The sequence below is a fragment of the Seinonella peptonophila genome, assembly GCF_900129355.1.
Lineage (GTDB): Bacteria > Bacillota > Bacilli > Thermoactinomycetales > Thermoactinomycetaceae > Seinonella > Seinonella peptonophila.
On the sequence record NZ_FQVL01000001.1, the window covers coordinates 206,747 to 232,141 of the forward strand.

Sequence of the window (25,395 nt, forward strand, 5' to 3'; positions counted from 1 at the left end):
TTACATTTATTTACGTTAGTTATAGATCTTAGTTTTATGTTGTTGTTTTCCAACTTCTTCATATGTGAGAGGAGACAGAATGAACAAACTTTCAAGCCAACTTCCCGTTGTTGAGCGTAAATCGAAAAGAAAAAAACTTATATTTCTTAGTATCTTTTCTCTTTTGCTTCTTGTAGTAGTTGGTTGTTTTGGCTACCAATTTTATAAACATAAAGATTTAGTAGACCCACAGAAACTAAGTCTCTCAAACAAACGTACAGCAGTGGTTAATATACAAAAAGATCCTTTTATTGTCTTATTAATGGGTACTGATGGTCGAAAGCCAAAATCGCATAATTGGCGCCCAGATGTGCTGATGCTTGCAGCTGTCAATCCAAAAACAAAATCAATTAAATTAATTAGCATTCCAAGGGACTTATACGTTGAAATTGCAAATACAGAGGGTGCAAAAGATAAAATCAATGCTGCAGCAGCTTATGCATATAACAAAAAAATAGATCCCATTCAAAACGTCCGAGAAACTGTTGAGAACCTTTTAAATGTACCAATCGACTACTATGCAAAAGTTAACTTTCAAGGATTTATGGAGATTGTTGACGTTTTAGGTGGAGTTAATGTAAATGTCGAATTTCCATTCCATCAGAGAGCAATTGGTGGTGAGATGGTCTATTTTGAAAAAGGCCCTGCTCATCTCAATGGTTCTCAAGCACTTGCCTATGTGCGTATGAGACATCAAGATCCAAACGGAGATGCTGGGCGCAATAAACGACAACGTGCTGTCATCCAAGAGTTAATTGATCAACTCGTTAGTGTAAATACTGTAACGCGTTTCTCATCGTTAGTGACAACCGTTGCAGATAATTTTCAACATAGTTTTTCATTCTCCGAAATTCCAACATTAGCCAAGATCTATAAAGAATCAAAAGGAAATATTCAAGAAGTAACTTTGACCACAACATCAGGTCGACATTATTTAGGGGGAGTAAATGCATATATTGAGAAACTGTCTGAACAAGAGCGTCAACGCATCAGTACGCTAATTCAAAAACAGATTCAATATACACCAAAAGCTCCACTATCTCCTTCTACAGAAACAACTAATCATGAAGATGACATAAAAAACCAGCGTTAAGCTGGTTTTTTATGTTGATGAGCCACATGAACTACCACCACAAGATGATGAACTGCTGCTACACGAACTAGAGCTACTACTGCAAGATGATGAATTACTACTGCATGAACTACTGCTACAAGAACTTCCACATTTATGATGATGATCTGATGAAGAATCATTTGGCGAAGAATCATCACCGCTGTAATCATTCCAAGTTGACTCCGTATCATAGCTGTGACTGTGACTATGGCTATCATGTGATAACTTTTTCTTTTTTTCCTTATTCAAGTTATAAGAGTTGCCCTGTTTAGTACCATAATTTGAATGATGTCTACTATTACGATGGTTTGGCTTATTATAAGCTCTCCTACTTTTAATTAATATTAAAAATAGATAAAAAATAACCAAAATTATAATTGCAATTAATACCATATACATATCTCACCACTCCAGTATCGCTTCAATATAAATGAGTGTAAAGAAATTATTTCGTAGTTTTATCTAATACCCTGTTTACAAATAAATAAAACAAAAGAAATATTTTCACTCCTCTTATCCATATTATTTTTTATTAAAATAATATATCTACTAATTATTATTTTGTGATGATAAATTATATTTATATATCTGGTGTGAACATTTTGAAATGGAGGGTGATTTGATTGCGTTCACACTTTAAAGGAATACTCTACATTCTATTATCCGCGACTGGGTTTGGGCTAACACCTGTATTTGGAAAGATGGCATTTCAAGCAAATGTTTCAATAGAAACGCTACTTTTTTTACGTTTCTTAGTTGCTTTTATCTGCCTATCAATCTATCTTCTTATAAAGGAAAGAAATTTATATCCTTCTCGCGATCACTTTTGGATTTTAGTACTTCTAGGATTTCTTTACTATGCACAAACAACTCTTTATTTTACTTCACTTAAACATATTATCGCAACGCTTGCAGTAATGTTACTCTACTTATATCCAGTTTTTGTGATGGTACTATCATTGATTTTTGAAAAAAGATCTGCGACCAAAGGAATGATTTCAGCTTTGATACTCTCCTTGGTCGGTATTGGGACATTGCTGGGTATCCCAACAGGGAAAATTGATATTTATGGGGTAATATTGGCCATTAGTTCCGCCTTAGCCTATGCTATCTATGTCATGGTTGGTAAACGTTTGATCATTCAGCTTACTCCAGTTGTAACAAGCACATGGATCATCTTTTTTACTATGCTTGCTTTTCTACTCAGTGGAACCTTCACCCAACATCTTCAATTTCAATTTTCCACAAAAGGGTGGATTGCAGTTACCGCACTCGCGTTATTTTCAACTGTAGTTTCCTTTTGGTCTTTTTTTGCAGGAATGAAATTTATTGGTTCTACTCGTGCTTCGATTGTCAGCACATTTGAGCCGATTGTGACAACTGTTTGTGCAGTGATGTTACTAGATGAATCAATCAATCTCGCTAAAATATTTGGAGTTTCATTAGTGATAACAAGTGTGATTTTACTAATCCTATTGGAACGAGATAAACAAGTGAAGCGAAGAACTGTATCCTAATTACTTTCTCGACAAGAAAGCAGTAGATCTTCCTGTTCATGATGGAGGATCTACTAACTGAAAAGCCACTTTACTCGCTGTACGTTTCCACAAACTGAGCTCATGGCAAATAAAAAACGCTTAATTTTAAGCGTTTTTGGTTCAGACCTGATTCAAGATCCGATGGAGCTATTTATTATAAGTTTCTACAGAGGTTAATCGATCATAGTAGCTGAGATATTCATCTTTTTCTTCACTATTACGTAGGGCCATAGCTGTTCTTGGATGTTCGTTCAACATTCCAGTCAATGCATAAGGAACGGTGTATCCCCATTCTACTTTTTCGCGTAATGGGATCATCCATTCCTGAAGTAGCTTTAAAATAGGACGCAAATCATATTTTGCATCATTTAATACACGGAAAAGAAGTTCAGTAGGACAATTTCCAGCTGCCCTTCCCATCCCAAATAATGAAGAATCAAGGAAGGTGGTGCCTTTATGCATCGCTACTAAAGTGTTGCTAAATGCAAGCTGTAGATTGTTATGAGTATGAATGCCAATTGTTTTTTGTGGAACATACTTTTGAAAAAACTCAACATAATATTCGATATCACGATTCAATAGGTTACCAAATGAATCTACAACATAAACAAGATCAACAGGGCTTTCATTGATTAACTGTAGCCCTTCTTTTAATTCATAATCTCTTACGTTGGATAGAGCCATAATGTTAATACTTGTTTCATACCCCAGTTGATGGAACTTATTTACTAACTCAATTGCTTTAGGTACATCTTTGATATAACAAGCAACTCGTACTAAGTCTAATAAGCTTTCTTCACGTGGTAAAATATCTGATTCATCGACACGACCGATATCAACCAAACACGAAAGTTTCGTTGCTCCTTTTGCTTCAATGACCTGGCGTAAAAAACGGTCGTCTAAAAAACGCCAAGGACCACTCGATTCCCCCTTTAATAGCTTTGGAGAATTCTTATACCCGATCTCCATGTAATCGATTCCGGCTTGATTTAATCCATCATAAATGCTCCGAACCATTTCGACACTGAAGTCAAAATCATTTACTAATCCCCCATCGCGAATGGTTACATCAATTACTTTATGTTCCATTTTATCTCCTCCGTAACCCTACAACCGGACTCGCTTTTTCGCTTTTATCCTTTTATGTGATAAAGCAACTTGCTTTATTTTATGAAATTCGATAGCGTTTGTCAAGTGAATCAATCCTCATCATACAAACGATCGTAAAAATATGCAATCCTATGACTGAAATTGGTTTTCCATCTGATGTTGAAATCCATAAAAATAAGTGAATAAGTAGCCGCTCATGTAAGCTGTGATTAAACCTAAAGCATAACCAATCATCCCATGTACTCCATGATCAATTAACGGAAAAAGCGACAAGCCTGAAACACCAATAGAATATGAAGCTACTTTCCACCAAGATACTATTGCTCCTCCAAACCCTCCTCCAATACAAGCTGTTAAAAATGGTCGTCCTAATGGTAACATCACCCCATATAGTAATGGTTCACCTATTCCAAACAATCCCACAGGAAGTGCACCATAAATCGCCTTCTTTAGATTCTCTTGTTTTGTTTTATGAAGAATCGCGAATGCCGCTCCAATTTGCCCAGCCCCACCCATTGCTTGGATTGGAAACAGTGGATCTTTCCCTAATTGATGAATTAATTCAAGGTGAATTGGATAAAAACCTTGATGGAAACCAGCAACAACTAAAGGTAAAAAAGTGGCACTAATGATAAAACCAGCAACCCAACCACCAAAATGTAAAATGAACATAATTAAGTGTGTGAGTCCCTTTGCTAATAAGCCACAAGCCGGCATAATAACGAGATAGGTCAAACACGCAGTGAATAGTAGAGCGAAAGTTGGTGTTAGGATCGGATCAAGTGAAGAGGGCAATCTTTTATGCATGAACTTCTCAACCTGAGCAAAGCAAAAAACAGCTAGCATAGCACTAAATATCCCACCTGATCCTGGAGAAAGAAGATGATCATGAAATAGATGCAGCTCAGAAATGGAGGGATGGATAATAAATCCTCCAATAATCGCTCCTAAAACAGGTGTTGCACCAAGCTCTTTTGCTGTGAAATATCCTACTAAAATCGTTATATAAGCAAATAGGACAGATCCGCTCAAGTTTAATATTTCGATGAGAGGATATTTACTAATCTCGATCTGAAAACAGTAATCCATCAGTTGAGGAAGTGATTTGGAGATGCCAATCGTCAAACCAGAGGCAATTAATGCAGGAATAATGGGTACGAAAATACGTGAAAAGAGACTAAGAATATCTTTATTCGCTACTCCAGAAGATTTTTTTGGTATAAATTTCTGCTGATCTACTCTATTAATCAGAATAGAAAAAATATTATTAACCCTCTTCGGTCCTAACACAATTTGAAAACCATCTTCTATTACTACACCTAATACACCTTGAGTTTTTTTTAGGACCTCATCATGAACTTGATTTGGATCAAATACTTTCACTCGCAGTCTAGTCATACAATGGTCAAGCTCTTTGATGTTCTTCTTGCCGCCCAAATACTTCATAATCTGATCTGCCAATTTATGATCATCGGTCTTCATGCAGGCACTTCCTTGACAATGCATCTCTTAAATTCCCTGAGCATTGCCTTAAATGGCTTTTAGCTTCAAGATATGAAAGCTGAAAATGATTCATAACAATAGCTGTTTTAACATGCCCCTTTGCTTTTTCCAGCAGTTGATGCGCTTCATTTGCTGGTAAACCAGTTAAAGAAGAGACGATACTGATCGCACGATTGCGAAGTTTCTGATTTGTTATTTGTACATCAACCATTAAGTTATCGTACACTTTTCCAAGTTGAACCATAGTTGTTGTGGAAATCATATTCAGAACCATTTTTTGAGCAGTTCCCGCTTTTAACCGAGTGGAGCCTGCAATCACTTCTGGACCAGTCTCAATGGCAATCACATGATCAAAAGGTTTGTTTGAAAACCCTTTATTTACTGTTAGAAGGACTGTTAAGGCACCGATTTCTAATGCATATGATAAAGCGCTTATAACATATGGAGTTTGACCGCTAGCAGTGATACCTATCACACTATCTACTGAACGTAGATGAATACACTGTAAATCTTCAATTGCATCTTCCTGTCGATCTTCCGATTTTTCAACTGCATGATAAAGTGCTTCTTCACCACCGGCAATTTTAGCCATGATCTTGTCATTTTGCACACCAAAAGTGGGGCCGCATTCAGCAGCATCCATAACTCCTAGTCGCCCACTTGTTCCCGCTCCCATATAAATAATCCGCCCACCTTTTCGGCAACGCTCCACGATTGATTCAATCGATGATGCGATTGTAGGTAACTCCTTTTGAATTGCTTCAGCAACAATTTGATCTTCTTTGTTCATGAGCGTGATTATTTGTAATGGGGATAATTGGTCTAATCCTTTGGACATGAGATTTTGCTGCTCTGTTGTGAGCTTCTCCATCTCATCACCCACCTATTCTAATTATAAATAATACACAAAAAGATTAACATTGAAAACGGATATTGTAAACAGATTTTTAAGATAAATCAAATAAACATCTGGGATAGTTCAAATAAATCAGATGGTCTATTATATATATGTATATGCAAAATTGGGAGGTTGAACGTATTGATCAAAAAAATAATTTTTCATTGGCCTTTGCTTATTCTATTACTAGTTTGGTGGCAATTCGATACAATTTCTCCCTATCTTAACCCATATGGTTGGTTCATCCTTGGAATTATCATCATTTACTATATGATAAGACTTGGTTTACATGTTTTTTTTCTATATCAATTAAACCAATCCGACTCTGTAGAGACCGTCAGAGTCATTTTGCCAAGGGCTGAAAAAAAAGTATCAACAGAAATGATCCATTTTTTTGAGTTTCTCAATACTCTTTTATTGCCAAAATTCCCTTGGCAATATTACGTAAATGGGGTCAATTCATTCACTTGGGAAGTTCAACTAGATGCAAAAGGAAATAAAGAAATCCTTATCTCAGCATCTCCATTTATTTTGCCGGAAATTCTCAAAAATTTACAAACCATTTATGAAAATGCTCGGTTCGAGACAGTAAAGTCAGAACTAACTCATCAGCCTCCACAAGAATTTATGCAACTTCGACTTGAACACCCTGGAGAATTAGAGAGTTTTTCAGAACGAAAATTTATGGATCAACTTTTTCAAACAGTAGACGAATTAAAGGGTGAAGCAGGAATTCAAGTTATGCTAATCCCAGTAGATTATCAGACACAACGTCGCCAACTAAAGAGAAAGGGAATGGATGCCCTATTTAACACAGAAATTCGAATTTATGCATCTAATCAACAGTTACTCAAGGCCCTACTTGGCACAATTGGTGAGTTGTCTCCTCAAAATCGCCTTATTCCAGAAGGGATCATTTCATACCAAATTCGTAAGTGGTTTAAAAAACATTATTGGGATTTAGTTATAAACAAATATTTTTCTTTATTTTTAGGACCTAGAGTGGTTCTTTCCTCAAATCAATTAGCATCATTACTACATTTTCCATCTTCAATCCTATGGGTTCGTGGCACTTATCGTTATCAGCATCGTCGTTTACCTGTCCCGCAAGGTCTTCCAGTTAACCAAGAAGTCGTATCTCCCATTGCTGTGACTGATGAAAATGTGGAAGTTGGCTTAACAGATGAGATGTGGAAGCAACATCTGCTTGTGGTAGGAACTGGAGGAACTGGGAAAACAACTACGCTTGGTCAGCATGCTTCTGCTTGGTTTTCGCGTCCAGATGAAGGCGCACTCGTAATTGGTAGTCAGCCACATGAATTAATGTTTATTCTTCAATTTGTGCCAGACTACAAGAAAGTTTATATCATCGATATGGACAAGCCCTCAAAATATGGTATCAACTTTTTAAGCAATGATGCTTATCCAGTAGATATGATGGTTGAAGATTTTATTGGGATATTTGATCCACCTTTTGCAGCTCAAATCAAAAATATGGACTTTATTCAACAGGCATTTCTGGCTCTTCGTCAAGCTCGGGAACAGTCAATAGTATGGAAAGAAGCCGTCCCACGTATTGACCTACGTCATATTCGAGAAGTGCTAGCTAACGAAAAGTATAGAATGAATTTGATTCATGTCTTACCACAAAACTCCGATTTGCAATTATATTGGATTGAGAAGACACAATTAATGCGCAATCCTCGGTATTATGTTACCTATGTACAACCAATCATTGGAGTATTTAATCGTATTCTTGGAGTAGAACGTGTAGCAAAAACCTTATGCCATCCGAATACGATTGATTTGAAAAAGGCGATCTTAGAGGAAAAAGCTGTTGTAGCATTACATGGAGGTAAATGGGACTATGGTTTTAATGTAAGTGATTTTGCTGGTAATATGCTTCTTACTCTATTATATCAATCCATTCTACATCAACGTGATATACCTGAAGAGAAGCGTGTAAACATTAATCTGATTTTAGACGACTTTGGCGGTTTTTGTAGTCGAATTTTGATGATGTTATTAGTAAGGAGTTCCAGAATGAACGTGCGGATAGCATGTGCTGCTGGTACATGGTTTGACGTTCCGGAATCGATGCGTACTTTCTTTGACGATCTTATTTTAAATAAAATTATTTTTCGGGGTCATAATCATCGGGATGCTGACTACTGGGGTGGATTGATGGACAAGCTTGAACCAGAGGATTTTCTAAATATGAAACATCGCTATGGCGCTTTTTGGTTCCATGCAAATGGTTCACAACAAGACCCTTTTATTGCTAGAGCGATTTATGATCAGCATAAAGGTCGTTTTGAACAATATCATCTTACACATAACTGGCCAACTGAAGATCTTCAATTGCAACTTGATCCACTCATGATGCCAAATATCCCAGGCACTCAAATTAAGCCCTATCTTCCAAACATGTCTGGTAAGAATAAAAATCAATTTTAAAAAAAGATGTCTATAAATGATCATTAGACCGATTCTTGATCGAATCGGTCTAATACGAAAGAAAAAATCTAATGAACTATACGATGTTTAACTTTGTATTCCCAGAATCGTTCACATATTGTGTTGCTCATGTCCAGATAAAACGAAAATCGATTAATTCAATTGGTTATTTATGATAGTATGTCTTCTCAAAATACCATACCGTATAGTATAATAATCAGGAGAATCCAATAAAACTGACAAAAAGAAAAATGATTAAGTAGCACTTAATAGCCTTCGAAATTAGCAAGGGAGGTCTACAAGTCTGCTGAAGATATTTAGGTGTGAAGATTGATCAAGTCCATGCTACTCACGTACATCTATTTCATACTTGAAAAGCTTAATCATTTTACATTTTATTGAGGGAGTGATTCCTTTTGTTGCGTAAATTAAGTGCTGGCTTGCTAGTTGCTGTCATTGGTGTCTTTGGTTTGTTTGTTAGTTTTAATCAGGCTGAAGCTTCTCAATATGATGGCAAAAGCCCTGTGAAAACTGGTTGTCATAAAACTGGGTGGGCACCTAAAACAAAAAAAATTTCCTATGGCAATATAACTGGTACCTTGTATCTCATGTTCAGTAGCAAATGTAAAACTGCTTGGGCATATGTAAAGCTAAATAAGCCCCTCCCCAAAGGATATCAAGTATTGGGATTTGTTACCCGGAATAAAGATAAGCGAATAGGTACTTGTAGAAATGGTAATGGTCATATCATTCACGGACAAACTAGCTGTTATAGTGCCATGGTCTATGACATGAGCCCAAATACTTCCTATGCACAGGTTTATATTAAGAAACCAGATAAACCTGATCCTCTTTATAAGACTCGTACAAGTTCTTACTAAAAAGTTCCACTAATTTCTCCGCACGATCTACGACATTTCTTTTGTTCGAATGCATTAGAAAAAATGATTAAATGTTCATGAAGTTGTATCCATTATTGCTTTATACCAAGCTTTATACCAATCCTAGTCGAAAAGCAATGTTAGACAAACTGAACCAGTCCTTTTTCAGAACTGGTTCTTATTTAAATATATACAATTCTACTTTGCGGTTTTTGGTAGGAACCCTTTCGCTGGGTATATACAAAATGTAATGGAACTTTGGGCTCTGTGAGGACTCAAAACATACTATACAAGGAGGAAACTCAAATGAGAATACAAACTCAAAAAAATTCAACAGAAAATTCTTCATCATTAGCGTTATGGGCTGGTTATATTCTCTTAGCGATTCCTGTTATTCATATGTTTTTGGCGGTGGGAGGATCCATTACAATGTGGCAAAACATGTTTGCAGAAGGCTTATGGAATACGATTTCCCCACCTTGGACAGCAGATGATTTGGAACGTCAGCGAAATTTTTGGACTCAGATAGGAAGCTTCTCTATACCCATGTTCATTCTTGGAGCGAGTATCGTATGGTTATCATCCCGCCACCAGATATTACCATCTTTTCTTGGTTGGTCACTACTTGTCTATTCAATTATTGGTGGTTTCTTGTGTCCAATCGGAGGATTTTGGCTAATTGCTATTCCTGGTTTTTTGTTGATTATGCACTCTCGGTAAACCTGTTTCTACTCTCTTAAATTGATGGATATGTGATGGTACCTTAATATGTTTCACTTAACGAAATACATTCAACATTTTTTTCGAGTTCTATAACCGACTTCACATAAAAATTTTTATCTTTATAGTCTATAAACCCTTCGTTTACAAACTGAGCTATCGAGCGATTCACACTTCTAATTGGTGCACATGCCTCACTAGATAATACTTGCTTTGTAAGGTTATGTAGATCCCCCATTTTATAATGATTGTATATACTCAGCAATACACGATCCTTCACTGTTAGTAGTGATAACTTTGCTACAATATCGGAACTTAAAATCAATTTTGAAGCAAGTTGTTTAACAATGTAAAAATTAAAGTTAAAGTCCATTTTCATCCACTCATAAACTTTTTCCTTATGGATCGCAATTATTTCACAGTTTTGCTTTGCAATAACACTTAGTGTTTTAACGTTTTCATTAAAAATTTCAATCTCTCCAAAGCAACTATATGATTGATAAATAAATACCGAAAGCATCGTTCCTGCATAGGTTTGTCTAAACACTTCAGCAATACCCGTGGTTAGAATATAAAGGTAGTTATTTTGTTCACCTGGATGAAGAATAATACTACCTTTCTTATATGTTCTATAAGTAAATGATTTTCTAATATGTGCTGGTGCATTATTCACAATTTTTCCGAAATTCATTTCCTCACCTTCTTTTTAATTCCGGGTCATTTGACCTATATTCATTATAATTGGGGTTATATAGTAAGGTCAAATAAGAATGGAGGTTAAATAATGAGAAAGATAATTATAGATACAGATACTGGAAGTGATGATGCAGTTGCATTAATTATGGCATTAAAATCAACGAAAGTTGATGTTCTAGCTATCACTACCGTTTGTGGGAATGTCCCACTTGACTTGGCAACTAAAAATGCTTTAATGACTGTAGAAATAACCAATGCGCAAAAACCACCTATCTATAGGGGAGCTGCCAAACCACTTATGCGGGATTTAGTTACGGCTACTAATGTTCATGGTGAGGATGGCATGGGAGATTGTGATTTAATTAATCCCACTATATTGCCAGAAACCAAACATGCAGTAGATGCTATCCTTGATATTATTGCAAATAACCCAGGTGAAATAGAAATTGTAACCATCGGACCTGTTACAAATATTGCTCTTGCGATTTTAAAAGCACCTGAAATTATGAAAAAAGTTAAACATATTTACTCTATGGGTACTTCCGGATTTGGGCCCGGAAACACTACACCTGTTGCTGAATTTAATGTGTATGTAGATGCAGAAGCATATCGTATTATGCTTAATTCTGGTATACCTATTACTATTATTGGATTTGATCTATGTTTAGGGGATGCTGCTTTGAATAAGGACGATATAGATGTACTACTAGCAAGTGGCAAGAAAGAAGCTGAGTTTTCCGTTAAATGTAATCGTTCTTTGCTTGAATATAATTTACAAAGAAATAATGAACATATTGTTGACTTACCAGATGCCGTGGCAATGGGGATTCTATTATGGGATGATATTGTACTTGAGGATAAACTCTGTTACTGCTATGTATGTACCACAGAAGAAGCAACTTATGGTCAAGTAATCATAAATGACGGGAGTAAATTAGCAATCTCTGATGGTTTTGGTAGAAATTCTTCTAATGCAACTATCTGTAAAACGATTGACAATCAGCTATTCAAGGAACGCTTATTGGAATTATTGGTAAGTTAACATCAGCAAAGTGTCATATCCAGTAGCCACCACGTATGTTCACCATCTCGACCTGTGCTAAAGGTACAATCTATCATAGAGGATCGACCTTGATTTCCGCCAGATCAAGTTCCATGAATTTTGATTCATAGGTTGAGCGGAGCTAGAGTACCATATTTCAGTTCCTCTTATAGTTAGATAGTAAGACAAAAAACTCTCCTTCAAGAGAAGAGTTTTTTGAATTCAATTTGACCATTCGAACTATTAATGTCAGGGAAGCGGACATTTGACGGACTGGTTACCATCCAACTTCGTAGGTTAATATCATTTTTGAACTACTACCACCTCTGTAGGTGGTAGATTCCTGCGAACACCAGACCAACGTCCAGTTATCTTAGCAGGCTCTACCCGCCGTCCCAGCGGTGAAAACAAAGTATGCTCTGCTATGCTCCCTACTTTCGCTTGGTTTTCGCAACTTCGGTGAGCTGGGTGGTTGAAGATTTTACGTTACTGACCCTTTCCAGCAACAACCCCATATCTTCAGTTTTCAAAGAGCTACAACTATTCTAACAAAAAAAGTGGTTCTAAGCATCCCGTAAAAGGGATATCGAACCACGTCCCATTCACCTCACCGCTTGTAGAAGCGGGAGTCCTCTTGGACGAATTTGGATAGACAATTTATAGGTAATGTTTCTTCATATACCTGATGTTTCCATCTTTTTAGACTCTTTCTCCTCTTTAATCAAAAAATAACTTTTATTTATCTGTTTTTATGTTTATCATAAATTAAAACCGGGTATCATTGTCGTAGAAATTAGAACAATAAAAATACCTGTATTTATTTTACTAATAAATACAGGTAAAATTAGTGGTGTTAACGATAAACGATAGACTCGTAAGTTGAACGATTTAATTCCTTAGCAACAGTAAACATAAATTGTTTTGTTGCTTCCACATCTTCTTTGTCAATGACTGATACATGTGAATGAATGTATCGACCAACAATTCCAATTGCAACCGATGGTACACCCTGACCAGTTATATGAACTCGCCCTGCATCAGTACCCCCTGGCGATACAAAGAACTGGTACGGGATTTTTTCACGTTCAGCGATATCAAGCAAAAAGTCACGGATTCCAGGCAATGTAATCATTGATTTATCATAAATTCGGATTAGCATACCTTTTCCGATCTGTCCAAAGCCATCTTGAATTCCTGGAGTGTCACCAGCAGGTCCCACATCGACAGCAAAGAAAAGATCTGGATCAATCAAATTGGCCGCTGGTGCTGCACCACGTGTTCCTACTTCTTCTTGAACTGTGGCTCCAGCATAAATCACATTTGGATGTCTCTCGTATTGAAGTGCTGAAAGAAGCTCGATTACCATTCCACAACCAAAACGATTATCCCATGCTTTGCTCATTAGCCGTCGCCCGCCCTCTAGCTCAGTAAATGGGCTGTGAGGAATTGCAGCATCACCAGGTCGAATCCCCCACTCACTTACTTCATCGGCGCTTGTTGCACCGATGTCGATAAACATGTGCTGGATTTTTGTTACCTTATTTGCTGCTTCCTTATCTAGAAGATGGACAGGTGTTGCACCAATCATTCCAGGGATTCTCTTTCCTGTGCGAGTGATTACATCGACTCTTTGTGCAGGTAATACCTGTGACCACCAACCACCTAGAGGCTGGAACTTCAAAAAGCCTTCTTTCGTTACTCGTGTCACCATAAATGCGACTTCATCCATGTGACCTGCGACCATGATCTTGGGACCATGTGACTCCCCACGTTTGATACCGAAAACCCCGCCCAAGCGATCCTGGATTATCTCATCCGCATATTCACCAAGGTATGATTTCATCACCTTGCGGACTTCTCCTTCAAATCCGGGTGCACCTGGAACTTGGGTTAACACCTCAAACATTTCCCAATCGATCATCTGCTTAGATCTTTCCAGTAGTTTCGTCATTTGCAGCCCCTTCTAGCTGTTGATTTTTTAACCATTCTTGGTAGCGGCGATGAACAGTAGCTCTAGACACGTTGTAACCAAAACCTTTCAGTGTTGCTGAAATTTCTTCATAAGTCAGTTTTTTCCGTTTAAGAGCAACAATCTGTTCAACGGGCACCCTTTTTTTCTCCCTTCCGCCCGTTCCCTGATTTTTAAGATTGCGAGTTGGATTATATCCTTTTTCTCGAATCGCACGCTGCATTCCCCAGCTAATCTTCTGGTTCATCATTTTTCTTTGCAATTCTTCGACCTTTGCGATGATATGAAGAACAGTCGAATCACTAGCGTCTAGCTCAAGCTCTCCTCCTTGTTGATAGGAAAAAATGCGGCATTTATAGCGATTTAATTGATGAATAATAGCTAATTTTGCTTCTCCTCTGCCAAGACGTGTTTCATCTTGTACAAACACAGCATCTATAGAACCGGACTTCAGGTTATCCAATAATTCGTATAAACCTTTTCGATTCAGGTCATATCCGCTATGTTGTTCGGAAATTGTTTGAATAACTTTTGCTTGCAGTTCGTCAGCCCATCTGTATAATAATTCTTGTTGTCTATTTAAGCTGGACTCTTGATGTTCCTTCGTTGTACTAACCCTTGTATATATGATGACATTCATTAGAAAAACATCTACCTCCAAAGGAGTGTCCGTCGTGATTGATAAAAACTTGATCAATAGGATCAACGAACTCGCTCAAAAAAGTAAAGAAACAGGACTTACTACTCTTGAGAAGGAAGAACAAACACAGCTTCGACAAGTTTACTTAAAAGCGATTCGAACACAAGTAGTTGATCAACTTGCTGGAGTTCGCTTTATTAAGAAACAGTAATGAAGCACATTTCAATTATATAAAAAGACCTTAATGCCTTCAACCTTAGGATAAATGAGATATACTCACATCTTTATCCGACAGATATAGTTATAAATGTAAATTATGTTTTATCTAAAGAATACTACGATGATTATAATATATGAAAATAAAACGCAGAGTGTTTCGGCGTTTTATTGGAGATAAAGGTTGAATTTTTGGGTAACTTTATTTTTTTCTCTTTACTTTTTTTGCAATTAGGTTTATGATGCAAACAAGTTCATATTAAAATGAATAAGTTGAGGTGATAAAAAATGATGCCTTTTAAAGAGATGGCGAAACTGGATAAAATCATCCACGAACCCGCTCGTCTCTCCATTATGAGTGCCTTAGATGCATGTACAATGGCTGAATTTTTATTTCTTCAAGAATTAACAGGACTTACTAAAGGAAATCTATCTTCTCATTTATCTAAATTGGAGAGAGCTGGATTCTTAATGATCGATAAACAATTTGTGCGACGTAAAATCCCTCACACAACCATTCGAATTACACGTGAGGGAAAAAACGCAATTTCGTCTTATTGGAAACAATTAGATCAGATTAGAGAAATAACAAAACAATGGGAAAAGAAAAACAAATAATTACAACCCTATTAATCTGACTAATAACATAAATTATACAATAATGGTTGATTATTATTTTCAACCATCCTAGAATAGAGTTAATACATTGATGAAAGGAAAACGTCTATGGTTAAGGTAGTTACATTATTCTATCAAGCAGAAGAACCCAATGTCTTAGATGATTACTATTACAATCATTACTTGCCAATGGTTCTAAGAATCCCCGGTTTAATTAAAGTGGAAACGAATCAAATGTACACAGACATGAAAAAAGTGTTATTAAGAGATACCGATCTTACTCCAATGTATCAAATCATTTCCGAAATGTATTTTAAAGATCTTAGTTCGTTTGAAGAAGGTTTTAAAACTGAAGAGGGTGAATACATAGCAAACAGTGCAATAAAGGTTGCATGGGACTTAATTACTTGTGTTATTGGCGATGTAACCATTGTAACTCCCGAAGAATTTGAAAATAATCCTGGGATCATTCGACGGCTTCATCGATCTTAACTTCCAACTATAGAAATTAAAATTGTTTTCTTATATTTGAATTTCAAGAATACGAATACGCTACATCAATTTATTTTTTATTTTTATTAAATATACTTCGCCAAGTAAAGTTTTATTAGTTATATTAAAAGTATATTTAGAGGAGGGAAACAATCTAACTCCATGTTAGATTGGATAAAAATGAATTTTGATCAGTTATTAAAAGCCTACTCACCGTTTAAACCAGAGGTTCACCCAGAAGTAGATTCAGCACAAAAACATACAATTGAATGGGCTACTCGATTTCAGATCATTGAAAACGACGTTACATATGATCGATTTTACAATGAAAATAGTGCTTGGTTAGCTGGAAGAACATTTATTGATGCTGGATTAGAAGAACTTTGTATTGCGGGAGATTGGTGCTCTTGGCTCTTTCTGTTTGATGATCAATGTGATAATCAAGACCTCGGGCGTCAACCTGATAAGCTTCGAAAGATATTAGACGCTTTTATTGACATTCTTGAACAGGATCGCAAAGTTACATTAAAAAATGGTAGCCCTTTCGAAGCAAGTCTTTCAGACTTCTGGGAACGGGCTAGAGCGAAAGCCACTCATCATTGGATAGAGCGTTATCGAAATAGCTTGATTGAGTATTTTCATGCACTTCATTGGGAATCTAAAAATAGAAAACAAAAAAAATACCCTAGCGTTAAATCGTATATTCAACACAGAATTCATTCTGGAGCTGTTTATACTGTAATAGATCTCGCGGACGTTGTAGAAAACCTATCATTTTCTCAAGAAGTATTAAATGATCCAACATTTAATCGTTTACGTTATTTAGCAAATGTGATTTCTTGTTGGTTTAATGATGTACTGTCTTATGAAAAAGAAAAATCACATAACGATTACCATAACTTAGTTCTCACGCTTGAAAATGAAAAAAACATCCCCGTAGAAGAGGCTATTACAGAAGCTATTCGTATTCATGACCAAGATGTAGAAGAATTTATTCAATTGGAAAAGAAAATTCCTAGTTTTGGAACGCAGATGGATGATCATATTGGTAAATACTTGAGTGTATTGAGATCCTGGATACGTGGTCATGTCGATTGGAGCTTTAACGACACATCTCGCTTTACGATATACAAATGATGCCGCCGAGAGGATTTGATTAAAATTCGACTCTATTTTCTAGGTACTGGAGCAGGTTTACCATCTAAGGAACGAAATACATCTAGCATTGCTTTAATTCATAGTGACAGAAATAACGAAACATGGCTTTTTGATTGTGGTGAAGCAACTCAACATCGAATCCAGACTTCTCCATTACGCCTTTCAAAGATTAATCGTATTTTTATTACTCACTTACATGGAGATCATATCTTTGGATTGCCAGGCGTTTTAAGTAGCCGTTCTGTTCAAGGTGTCACTTCACCTCTATATCTTTATGGGCCAACTGGCTTAAATAAATATGTAGAGACTTCTCTTTCTTCAAGTATGACACATCTTCAGTATGATCTGATCTACCATGAGATATCTGATCAACAACAAATACATATACCTAATTTTATCATTCATGTAGCAAAATTAGCTCATGGTATTCCTTCTTATGGATATCGAATAGAAGAAAATGATCGACCCGGAGAATTACTCGTGGATCAGCTTAAAAAGCTGGGAATCCCCCCTGGACCGATTTATAAGAGATTAAAAGAAGGAGAAAGCGTAGAGTGGAATGGTGAAATCATCAATGGTAATGATTATTTGGGCCCCGTAAAGTCAGGAGCCCATTTAACCATTACAGGTGATACAAAACCTACAAAAAAAACAATCGAACTATCCAATGGAGCAGATGTGCTTATCCACGAAGCGACTTTTTCAGATCAATTAAGTGAAAATGCAGCTCTTTTCAATCATTCTACAACAACACAGGCAGCTCAAATAGCAAAACAAGCTGGAGTAAAAATATTGATTTTAACTCATATTAGCCCACGATTCCAACTAAAAGATCATGTGAAATTACGTGCAGAAGCAACCACCATCTTTGCTAACACTTATATCGCAGAAGATGGATGGTCATTTTCTGTTTCGCGAAAGTCCATTGAATCCATCGATTGATCTCGGTAATTTTTCATTGCAACTAAATCTTCTTTGTCCTTTTCTTTTTGCAATCGTATCCATTGAATAAAAATCGCACCGATAGCTGAAATATAGACAATCTCTTGTATAATCTTCATAATCACTCCACCCAATTGTTGATCATCTCGTGGTGACATAATAGGCACTAATTGAGACATTTCAGCATAACTGTTGAAAAGAACATGATCCGCAAAAATAATCAATGCGCAAGCGGGTGTTAGTAATACACCGTTTGCAAAGATTAGACCAAGTTTTCGAAGCGGTTTGAGATAGTCCATCTCTGAAATCGGACAAAGAATAGGCCACCACATAAAAATCGCCATGACGAGTAAAATGAAGTGTGAAATATTATGATAAATCATTTCCTTCATAATCGCATCAAAGACAACTGGAACATGATAGAGTGAGATTAGCCCATTAAATAAAAACAACGAAACCAATGGTCGAGTAAAAAATTGAACAATCTTTTTAATCCATTTTATTTGTATGATTGGGCGGATTAACCAACCAGGCATCCCCAATAACAATAGTGGTGGCATCACGATATATAGTAATGACATCTGTAACATGTGCATGCTAAATAGTTCATGTGCTAATAACACAAGTGGACTACCCATTGCTAAATAATAAATTGTCCAACCAATCAAAAATGATAGTTTCGTTCTAAGCTTTACAGGCTCTGAACCTTTGATTAAGAAAGAGAATGGTCCTGTTATGAGTAAATAAACAATTGCTCCCAGCAAAAAAAGCAGATTGAGTTGAATATCCCAGTTTGCTGTATATGTAAAGAGCCGAAAGAACTCAGTGCTAGTCACAATTCACACCTCCATCGATCACTTAACTCCTCAATCTTAGCATAGACAAAAACAGTCTATTTCAATATTCTTTGAAGGAGATGTGAAATTTTCCATTCAAAGATAAAAGCACATCTAGAAGCTAATCCTATATGCCAGGGACCACCGTATCATTTCGGGAAAATTATATATATAATCATATTTTAGAAACATTCTACCGACTACCTAAGGCAGAACCAGCAACTGAACGACGAAGTGTAATTTGACCAAAAAATAAAAAACTAAGCTCTTTCAGGAGTTCCAAAAAACGTGGATTTACCATGTTAAAATCTAAACGTCATACTAAAGAAACAGAACGCATCTTTTTTTCATAACGAAAGGTGTTTTTAAAGATATCTGATTAACTGTCTCATATATTGTTTTTTGTATTGTTAATAAATTCTCGTATGACGGATGCAACTTTTTCAGGCTGTTCCTCAGCTGAAAAATGTCCACAGTTTTCAATTGTCTTCGTACTTATGTTTTTCAGGCCGTTTTCTTTAAATCCTTTGATATATGCTTCTATGTCAATATGTTCATCTTCGCCACGCAGGTAGAGAATCGGCATGGATACCATATTCTCTTTTGATGCAATATTATCTTTTTCATCCATAGGAAAACTTCTATAAAAATCAAATCCTGCTTTTAATGCGTTCGGACGAGTATAGGCTTCAGCATATAATTTTCTAAGAATATCGCTCACCGTCTTACCTTTTCCAGCCAGTACATCATAAAAATAGGAAAAGTACGATAATTCGTTTCCTGCAACAAGTTTTTCGGGTAATTCAGGTATAGAATGAAAAGCAAAATGCCAGATATATGGATTGCTTTTCACCTTATCCCATGGTTCAACCCCGGGGATAACAACATTCATAATGACCGCACGAGAAATTCGATTAGGAAAGTTCTTCAAAAAAGCATATGTTATTTGCCCACCAATATCACATCCAGCTAAAGTGATATCTTGTAAATTCATCGTATCCATAATACCATGAACATACTCTGCTATGTTGCGTTTGCTGTACGACTGCAGAGGGGTATTTGATTCCCCAATACCAGGCAAGTCGATGGCTACAGTATGATAACCCTCCGAAAGAATCATCATAACAGCTTTAAATTCTAACCAACATGTTGGCCACCCGTGAATAAAAAATATAGTTGGCTTTGATCTGGAACCCGCTTCGACCACATGAATAGGTATCTTATTAACCATAACTTTCTGATGTATGAATAATCCCTCTGTGTTTTTGTCTGTTTCTTTCATCATAATCCACTCCATTAAAGATTCAAGTTTCTCGGTCGTATGTATACTCTACCACTCATAACATAGCAACAGTACGTTATCTTATATTTTGGTTATAGAACTTTCTTATTTCCTCAATCCTTTTTTCACTTAATGAAGCACTGTTCTGATATCACTTCTCCTAATTGCAATTCTTTACTTTGGTATCATTCATGATAAAACACTCCTTCTATAATTGGATTTTCCGAAAATAAATCTGGATGATAGAACGAAGTTTTCTTTTTGAAGCTGTTGATCCATTACTAACTGCTTATACACATATGGATCAAATAGATTGATGAATGTACTTGAAATCAAGGTAGTCAGAATGGAGCGATCAAAGACCCCTTTACTTTTCTCTTCCTCCATACTTTCAGAGATTCCATTGAAAATAAAGAGACATCTATTTATGTAAGTAGCGATATACAGTGGTACGAGAAATCTCCATCATTTCGGCTATATCCTTAATCGGAGTTCCGTTATAAGCAAGTGTTTTGTGGAAGATGTAGGAATTGTGATAGGAAGAGGTGAAAATCAAACTCCCAATTCATATATCTCACTTACATCTGGTAAAAAACTTCTAGCAACCTACACAAAAAAAGGCGGAATATACGAACTACCTGGAACAAAAAATAGGGTAGCTATACTTCCAGACCCAGTTTACGAGTATGCACTGTCCACTAATTATGACAATAATGACTATGTTCAAACCAAACGAAATGATCTTTTGGTTGAACATCTAAAAGAAATACAAACAAATTCCGGCTGTAATACCATGTTGACCATAAAATAATCCACTGTTCAAACTACATTTCATATAGTTACTATTTATATTTTTAGAATTGGAACTTTAAATCTTTGAGTTTTGTCATAGCTGGAAAGGCTATGACTTTATATTCTCAGACGAGTAAGTTTGCTTAGTTGGACCGATTTAATTTCCTTTCTAACCCTAATTATTTTGATGATCAGTGTTATCTTTATCAGTTAAGTAAAAAAAGGCGTACTTGATCAACAAGTACGCCTTTACTATTAACGGTTTATCCCCAAGCTAAAAATGGATTCTTAAAATTTCATTAATATCCACATGCATTTGATGATATTTCGGATTATTCAGTGTGTTTTTTAAGCTGTAATAGAGCACCCTCAGCTCTTTATCTGTAAATGCTCGATTTTTTGCAGCTGCTCTCATGATTTTCTGAGTCTCTTTCAATTTCTCTTCATCATTAAAGGGTATATAGTAAGATTGGTTTATGTATTCCACCTTGATCATGTCCATGGATTTCCCATTCACTTCCACTCTTCCATACCGCCCCCAAAACCATCGTACATTCTCTTCGATTTCCTCAATATTGATCTCACATCGAACACCACTATAATTTATAAACCCGCTTAATCGTCGAAGTCGAAGGTATTCATCCACACATTGGTTGCTATCTTTCTTCAACTGATCTAATTTCTTTTTCAATCGATGAACTTCCATGAAATAATCGATTGCCATAGGAGATAAACCTAATGTCTCCCCCAAACAAATATGACTCTTCTTCATTAGTTATTAACTCTGGTCGATATTTATGCCGAAAGGAATCTCTCAAACGTTCATTTTGGAAAAAGATATACGATGGGATTTTCAGATAAGGGAAATCTTCGTTTGTAATATAGGGATATCCCTGTTCTTGACAAAGATATGTTACTTTTTCTTTTTCTCCCACAAAGATAGCAGGCTTTACACCTAATAAAAAAGCTGTATCATATCTAATAGAGATCACGTCTTTCCTAGATATTTATCATGTGATTACAATGATTCGATGAACAAATCGTTATCTTTATTTGTTGAGCCACCCAGGCCTTCTAGCAAATCAAAATCATATATCTTTTAAAGCGAAAATTCATCATTAGACAAAGTATTTATTCCCTACTTCAATAACGATTTGCTTCTTGTTTGATTTAGGATTACCCATCCATCATCATAAATAACAATACATCTTCACACATCTGTGAAAGGAAAAGGCAACCTCTTTGGCAATCTTTTTAAAGAACCCTTTACAAATCTACAAATCCTACATCATTGACTCTCAATTAAGGCGTGGTCAATAAAAACCACATTTTTTATTGACGATGTTTTTTGTCAATAACTTCAGTAGGAACGCTGTTCGAACTTGATTGCCACTTTGAAACCAAAACCCGATTACCTATTCCAATCAAATATAGATAACCGAGTTTTATTGAGTTTAGTTAAGACTTAAGACGATACATCAACAGATGAACTAAAATTTAAGATATTGATGCTAATAGTCATCTTGATTTCACATTGGCTAATAAATTTGATCTATACTTTACGAAAGCAGATTAAATGCTTCTGCCAAATATTTTCCAGTAATCGACTTTTTTGATTGAATGATCTGTGCAGGTGTACCTTCAAATACCACTTGACCGCCTTTACTTCCTCCGTCCGGTCCCATATCGATAATCCAATCTGCTTGGCTGATCACATCGAGGTTGTGCTCGATAACTATTACCGTATTACCTGTATCCACTAGCCGGTTCATAATCCCTAGAAGCTGACTATTATCTGACATGTGTAATCCAGTCGTTGGCTCATCCATCACGTATATATTCCCCTTCTTATGAAGCTCACTTGCCAACTTAATCCGTTGACACTCTCCTCCTGAGAGAGTGCTGAGCGGTTGACCAAGTGTTATATAGTTTAGCCCCACATCACTCATCGCTTGGAGCTTGATTACAACTTTTTTTGTTTCAAAGAAATCCAATGCTTGTTCCACATTCATCTCCAATACTTCTGCGATGGACTTGCCCTTTAACTTATATTCAAGAACCTCATCCTTAAATCGTTTACCCCCGCATACCTCGCATGGTAGCTTTACACTGTCGAGGAATGCAAGATCTGTATAAACTACACCTAATCCTTGGCAGTTTTCGCATGCGCCCTTCGAATTGAAACTAAACAGACCTGGTTTAACCTTGTTTGCTGAAGCAAACGCCTTACGTACATCATCCATAATACCCGTATAGGTTGCCGGATTCGAGCGCGTGGAAACTCCTACTGCCGATTGATCAATGACGATGACATCCGAATGTTGACCGAGCAATACTTCATTAATTAATGTACTCTTGCCAGAGCCGGCTACACCCGTAACGACTGTCATAACCCCAGTGGGAATATCCACACTCACATTCTTTAAATTGTGCAAAGTTGCCTCCTTGATGGACAACTTTCCGGTTGGTTGTCGAAAGTCATCCTTCAATTGGAGAGATTGCTTCATATAGTTTCCTGTCAGTGTATCAGCCTCCAATAGGTTCAGAAAACTCCCTTCATACACAATGGTACCCCCTCGACTACCTGCATAAGGACCAACATCGACAATATGATCTGCTATCTTAATTACATCAGGATCATGCTCTACGACAATCACGGTATTTCCTTTGTCACGCAATTTTTGAAGCAATTCATTTAAACGATGTACGTCACGAGGGTGCAAACCAACACTGGGTTCATCAAAGATGTAAGTGACATCCACAAGACTCCCACTCAAGTGCTTCACCATCTTGACACGCTGCGACTCTCCCCCCGACAATGTATCTGTCTCTCGATCCAACGTCAAGTAATCCAGGCCAATATCCACCAGATGCTGCAATTTCTCGGTTAGTGATTTGATAACAGGAACGGCAACCTGATCATCCACTTCTTGAATGACACGAATGAGATAACCGACCTCCATGGAAGACATATCTGCAATGTTGAGCCCATTAATTTTACAGCTGAGCACAGTCTGATTGAGCCTCGCACCATTACAACTGGAGCAAGTATCTTCTGTAATGAACGGTGCAACTGTTCTTTGTGTACGCTCCGACTTCGTCTTTAAATCCTGTTTTATATATTTATTGGTGAATTTCTCAAGGACACCTTCCACTGTGATATTGGTTGCCTTACCGGCAAAATCCATCTTCACTTTCTTCGCCTTAGCATATAACAATTGCTTCAGTTCTTCATCCGAATAATCGTTCAGCTTTTTGTCGAGGTCAAAGTTCCCCGATTGGACCACCATATTCCATTCCCATCCATTCACTGAATAATCAGGTAGCATAATGGCTCCTTCATTTAACGACTTTGACATGTCCAATGCCTTACGCATGTCTACACTTAAACTGCGACCGATACCATTACATTCGGGACACATGCCTTGCGGATTATTAAAGGAAAACATATGTGCCGGTCCTACATAAGGCTGACCCATTCTAGAAAAGAGCAAACGAAGAATAGGAGAAATATCCGTAATCGTGCCCATCGTGGAGTGGGAACCGCCACCCAATCTTTTTTGATCGACAATAATTGCCATGCTCAAATTCTCAATTGCATCTATATCTGGCTGTGGATAGCGTGGTAAAAATTGGCGCACAAACATACTGAAATTCTCATTCAACAATCGAGTAGATTCCGCCGCAATCGTATCGAAAACAATCGATGACTTTCCAGATCCAGATACCCCTGTAAAAATGGTGATCTTCCGTTTAGGAATCCGCAAGGATACATTTTTAAGATTGTTCTCTCGCGCACCTGTAATAATGATATACTCCTGATCCAATTTGCTCATATACTTAACTTCCTTTCGATTGTTAATTTATCTTGTAATCACTCCATACACTCATCGTGTCAATTTCAATTGATCCTAACAGATGTTGCTATGTAATATCTCTTTTCACAAAAATGCCCCTCACGTGCTCAATTCATTAATCAATCCAATGATAATATGAAATCATCCAAGAGCTTTATAAAGGAAACCTTTTCTACTGTTGTTATTATTATAATAAAGAATTGGATTAAATGCGATCAAACATTCGCTTTTCCAAGACAACCTAAGTCTGTAAAAGAAGTAAAAAACAGTGCTAAATAATAAGAATTGAAAACGGGCAGTTTCATGGCTAACTCAGCTGTTCGAAAGATATTTTTTCGTAAACTTGCTTTTTTAAAATTGCATGCCTCTATCTAAAAAACCAGCCATTTCTTTATGGCTGGTTCTATCCAAATTCGTCCAAGAGTACTCCCGCTTCTACAAGCGGTGAGGTGAATGGGACGTGGTTCGGTATCCCTTTTGCGGGGATACTTAGAACCACCTTTTTTGTTAGAATAGTTGTAGCTCTTTGAAAACTGGAGATATGGGGTTGTTGCTGGAAAGGGTCAGTAACGTAAAACCTTCAACCACCCAGTTC

The 25,395-nt window shown here is 36.7% G+C and carries 23 protein-coding genes and 1 pseudogene; 12 read left to right on the plus strand and 12 right to left on the minus strand.

The window, feature by feature from the left end; all coding sequences use genetic code 11:
- The first annotated feature begins 79 nt into the window (after positions 1-79).
- A complete protein-coding gene (locus BUB71_RS00990; RefSeq protein WP_073150537.1) occupies positions 80-1,132 on the plus strand; it encodes an LCP family protein in 1,053 nt (350 codons plus the stop codon).
- On the opposite strand, the gene BUB71_RS19000 is transcribed toward BUB71_RS00990, so the two are convergent.
- A complete protein-coding gene (locus BUB71_RS19000; RefSeq protein ID WP_175552236.1) occupies positions 1,129-1,323 on the minus strand; it encodes a hypothetical protein in 195 nt (64 codons plus the stop codon). The genes BUB71_RS00990 and BUB71_RS19000 overlap by 4 nt on opposite strands.
- Positions 1,324-1,776: 453 nt before the next feature.
- Between BUB71_RS19000 and BUB71_RS01000 the strand changes: the two genes are divergently transcribed.
- Complete coding sequence (locus tag BUB71_RS01000; RefSeq protein WP_073150545.1) at positions 1,777-2,670, plus strand: DMT family transporter; 894 nt, start codon at positions 1,777-1,779, stop codon at positions 2,668-2,670.
- Positions 2,671-2,838: 168 nt separating this feature from the next.
- On the opposite strand, the gene BUB71_RS01005 is transcribed toward BUB71_RS01000, so the two are convergent.
- The 3 genes from BUB71_RS01005 to murQ all read right to left on the minus strand — a co-directional run bounded on the left by BUB71_RS01005 (position 2,839) and on the right by murQ (position 6,175).
- Positions 2,839-3,780 (minus strand): aldolase catalytic domain-containing protein, encoded by a 942-nt coding sequence (locus BUB71_RS01005; protein WP_073150548.1) that lies wholly within the window; start codon positions 3,778-3,780, stop codon positions 2,839-2,841.
- Positions 3,781-3,930: 150 nt separating this feature from the next.
- The gene (locus BUB71_RS01010) at positions 3,931-5,283 is read right to left on the minus strand and encodes a PTS transporter subunit EIIC (protein ID WP_073150552.1); all 1,353 of its coding nucleotides are present in this window, start codon (positions 5,281-5,283) and stop codon (positions 3,931-3,933) included.
- On the minus strand, positions 5,270-6,175 hold the full coding sequence (murQ, locus tag BUB71_RS01015) for an N-acetylmuramic acid 6-phosphate etherase (protein WP_073150555.1): 906 nt from the start codon (positions 6,173-6,175) through the stop codon (positions 5,270-5,272). The genes BUB71_RS01010 and murQ overlap by 14 nt, the downstream gene beginning before the upstream one ends.
- A gap of 168 nt (positions 6,176-6,343) precedes the next feature.
- Between murQ and BUB71_RS01020 the strand changes: the two genes are divergently transcribed.
- The 3 genes from BUB71_RS01020 (at position 6,344) to BUB71_RS01030 (ending at position 10,260) form a co-directional block, all read left to right on the plus strand.
- The gene (locus BUB71_RS01020) at positions 6,344-8,659 is read left to right on the plus strand and encodes a hypothetical protein (protein WP_073150559.1); all 2,316 of its coding nucleotides are present in this window, start codon (positions 6,344-6,346) and stop codon (positions 8,657-8,659) included.
- A gap of 416 nt (positions 8,660-9,075) precedes the next feature.
- Positions 9,076-9,540 (plus strand): DUF2690 domain-containing protein, encoded by a 465-nt coding sequence (locus tag BUB71_RS01025; RefSeq protein WP_073150562.1) that lies wholly within the window; start codon positions 9,076-9,078, stop codon positions 9,538-9,540.
- Between the two features lie 306 nt (positions 9,541-9,846).
- Positions 9,847-10,260, plus strand: a complete 414-nt coding sequence (locus BUB71_RS01030) for a DUF6463 family protein (RefSeq protein ID WP_073150565.1) — start codon at positions 9,847-9,849, stop codon at positions 10,258-10,260.
- Between the two features lie 43 nt (positions 10,261-10,303).
- Here BUB71_RS01030 and BUB71_RS01035 read toward each other — a convergent pair whose 3' ends face one another.
- On the minus strand, positions 10,304-10,951 hold the full coding sequence (locus tag BUB71_RS01035) for a Crp/Fnr family transcriptional regulator (RefSeq protein WP_073150568.1): 648 nt from the start codon (positions 10,949-10,951) through the stop codon (positions 10,304-10,306).
- A 93-nt stretch (positions 10,952-11,044) separates the two neighbouring features.
- On the opposite strand from BUB71_RS01035, the gene BUB71_RS01040 reads away from it, so the two are divergent.
- On the plus strand, positions 11,045-11,998 hold the full coding sequence (locus BUB71_RS01040) for a nucleoside hydrolase (RefSeq protein WP_073150571.1): 954 nt from the start codon (positions 11,045-11,047) through the stop codon (positions 11,996-11,998).
- A gap of 853 nt (positions 11,999-12,851) precedes the next feature.
- Here the strand turns inward: BUB71_RS01040 and BUB71_RS01045 are convergent.
- Positions 12,852-13,949, minus strand: coding sequence for a M42 family metallopeptidase (locus BUB71_RS01045; RefSeq protein ID WP_245815484.1), 1,098 nt, complete (start codon positions 13,947-13,949; stop codon positions 12,852-12,854).
- On the minus strand, positions 13,924-14,607 hold the full coding sequence (locus BUB71_RS01050) for a YneB family resolvase-like protein (protein ID WP_073150574.1): 684 nt from the start codon (positions 14,605-14,607) through the stop codon (positions 13,924-13,926). Before BUB71_RS01050 ends, BUB71_RS01045 begins: the two co-directional genes overlap by 26 nt.
- Before the next feature lie 34 nt (positions 14,608-14,641).
- Here BUB71_RS01050 and BUB71_RS01055 point away from each other — a divergent pair, with 34 nt between their 5' ends.
- The 5 genes from BUB71_RS01055 (at position 14,642) to rnz (ending at position 18,033) form a co-directional block, all read left to right on the plus strand.
- Positions 14,642-14,818 carry a DUF896 domain-containing protein gene (locus BUB71_RS01055; RefSeq protein ID WP_073150578.1) on the plus strand — a complete coding sequence of 59 codons (177 nt, stop codon included), beginning with the start codon at positions 14,642-14,644 and terminating at the stop codon, positions 14,816-14,818.
- 293 nt (positions 14,819-15,111) lie between these two features.
- Positions 15,112-15,441 carry a transcriptional regulator gene (locus tag BUB71_RS01060; protein ID WP_073150581.1) on the plus strand — a complete coding sequence of 110 codons (330 nt, stop codon included), beginning with the start codon at positions 15,112-15,114 and terminating at the stop codon, positions 15,439-15,441.
- Between the two features lie 108 nt (positions 15,442-15,549).
- Positions 15,550-15,933 (plus strand): EthD family reductase, encoded by a 384-nt coding sequence (locus BUB71_RS01065; protein WP_073150584.1) that lies wholly within the window; start codon positions 15,550-15,552, stop codon positions 15,931-15,933.
- 180 nt (positions 15,934-16,113) lie between these two features.
- Positions 16,114-17,070: a terpene synthase family protein gene (locus BUB71_RS01070; protein WP_175552237.1), complete on the plus strand. Its 957-nt coding sequence runs from the start codon at positions 16,114-16,116 to the stop codon at positions 17,068-17,070.
- Positions 17,071-17,085: 15 nt separating this feature from the next.
- Positions 17,086-18,033 carry a ribonuclease Z gene (gene rnz, locus BUB71_RS01075; protein ID WP_340148287.1) on the plus strand — a complete coding sequence of 316 codons (948 nt, stop codon included), beginning with the start codon at positions 17,086-17,088 and terminating at the stop codon, positions 18,031-18,033.
- Here the strand turns inward: rnz and BUB71_RS01080 are convergent.
- The 3 genes and pseudogenes from BUB71_RS01080 to BUB71_RS19930 all read right to left on the minus strand — a co-directional run.
- Complete coding sequence (locus BUB71_RS01080; protein WP_175552238.1) at positions 17,970-18,869, minus strand: cytochrome c oxidase assembly protein; 900 nt, start codon at positions 18,867-18,869, stop codon at positions 17,970-17,972. The two genes, rnz and BUB71_RS01080, sit on opposite strands and share 64 nt — an antisense overlap.
- A gap of 388 nt (positions 18,870-19,257) precedes the next feature.
- Positions 19,258-20,154: an alpha/beta fold hydrolase gene (locus BUB71_RS01085; protein ID WP_175552239.1), complete on the minus strand. Its 897-nt coding sequence runs from the start codon at positions 20,152-20,154 to the stop codon at positions 19,258-19,260.
- A 418-nt stretch (positions 20,155-20,572) separates the two neighbouring features.
- Positions 20,573-20,665 (minus strand): annotated as a pseudogene (locus tag BUB71_RS19930) (helix-turn-helix domain-containing protein); the annotation flags it as partial.
- Between BUB71_RS19930 and BUB71_RS01100 the strand changes: the two are divergent.
- Positions 20,666-20,962: a hypothetical protein gene (locus tag BUB71_RS01100; protein WP_139278945.1), complete on the plus strand. Its 297-nt coding sequence runs from the start codon at positions 20,666-20,668 to the stop codon at positions 20,960-20,962.
- 255 nt (positions 20,963-21,217) lie between these two features.
- On the opposite strand, the gene BUB71_RS01105 is transcribed toward BUB71_RS01100, so the two are convergent.
- Positions 21,218-21,694, minus strand: a complete 477-nt coding sequence (locus BUB71_RS01105; RefSeq protein ID WP_139278946.1) for a hypothetical protein — start codon at positions 21,692-21,694, stop codon at positions 21,218-21,220.
- Positions 21,695-22,502: 808 nt separating this feature from the next.
- Positions 22,503-24,779 carry an ATP-binding cassette domain-containing protein gene (locus BUB71_RS01115; RefSeq protein ID WP_073150609.1) on the minus strand — a complete coding sequence of 759 codons (2,277 nt, stop codon included), beginning with the start codon at positions 24,777-24,779 and terminating at the stop codon, positions 22,503-22,505.
- Between the last annotated feature and the right edge of the window lie 616 nt (positions 24,780-25,395).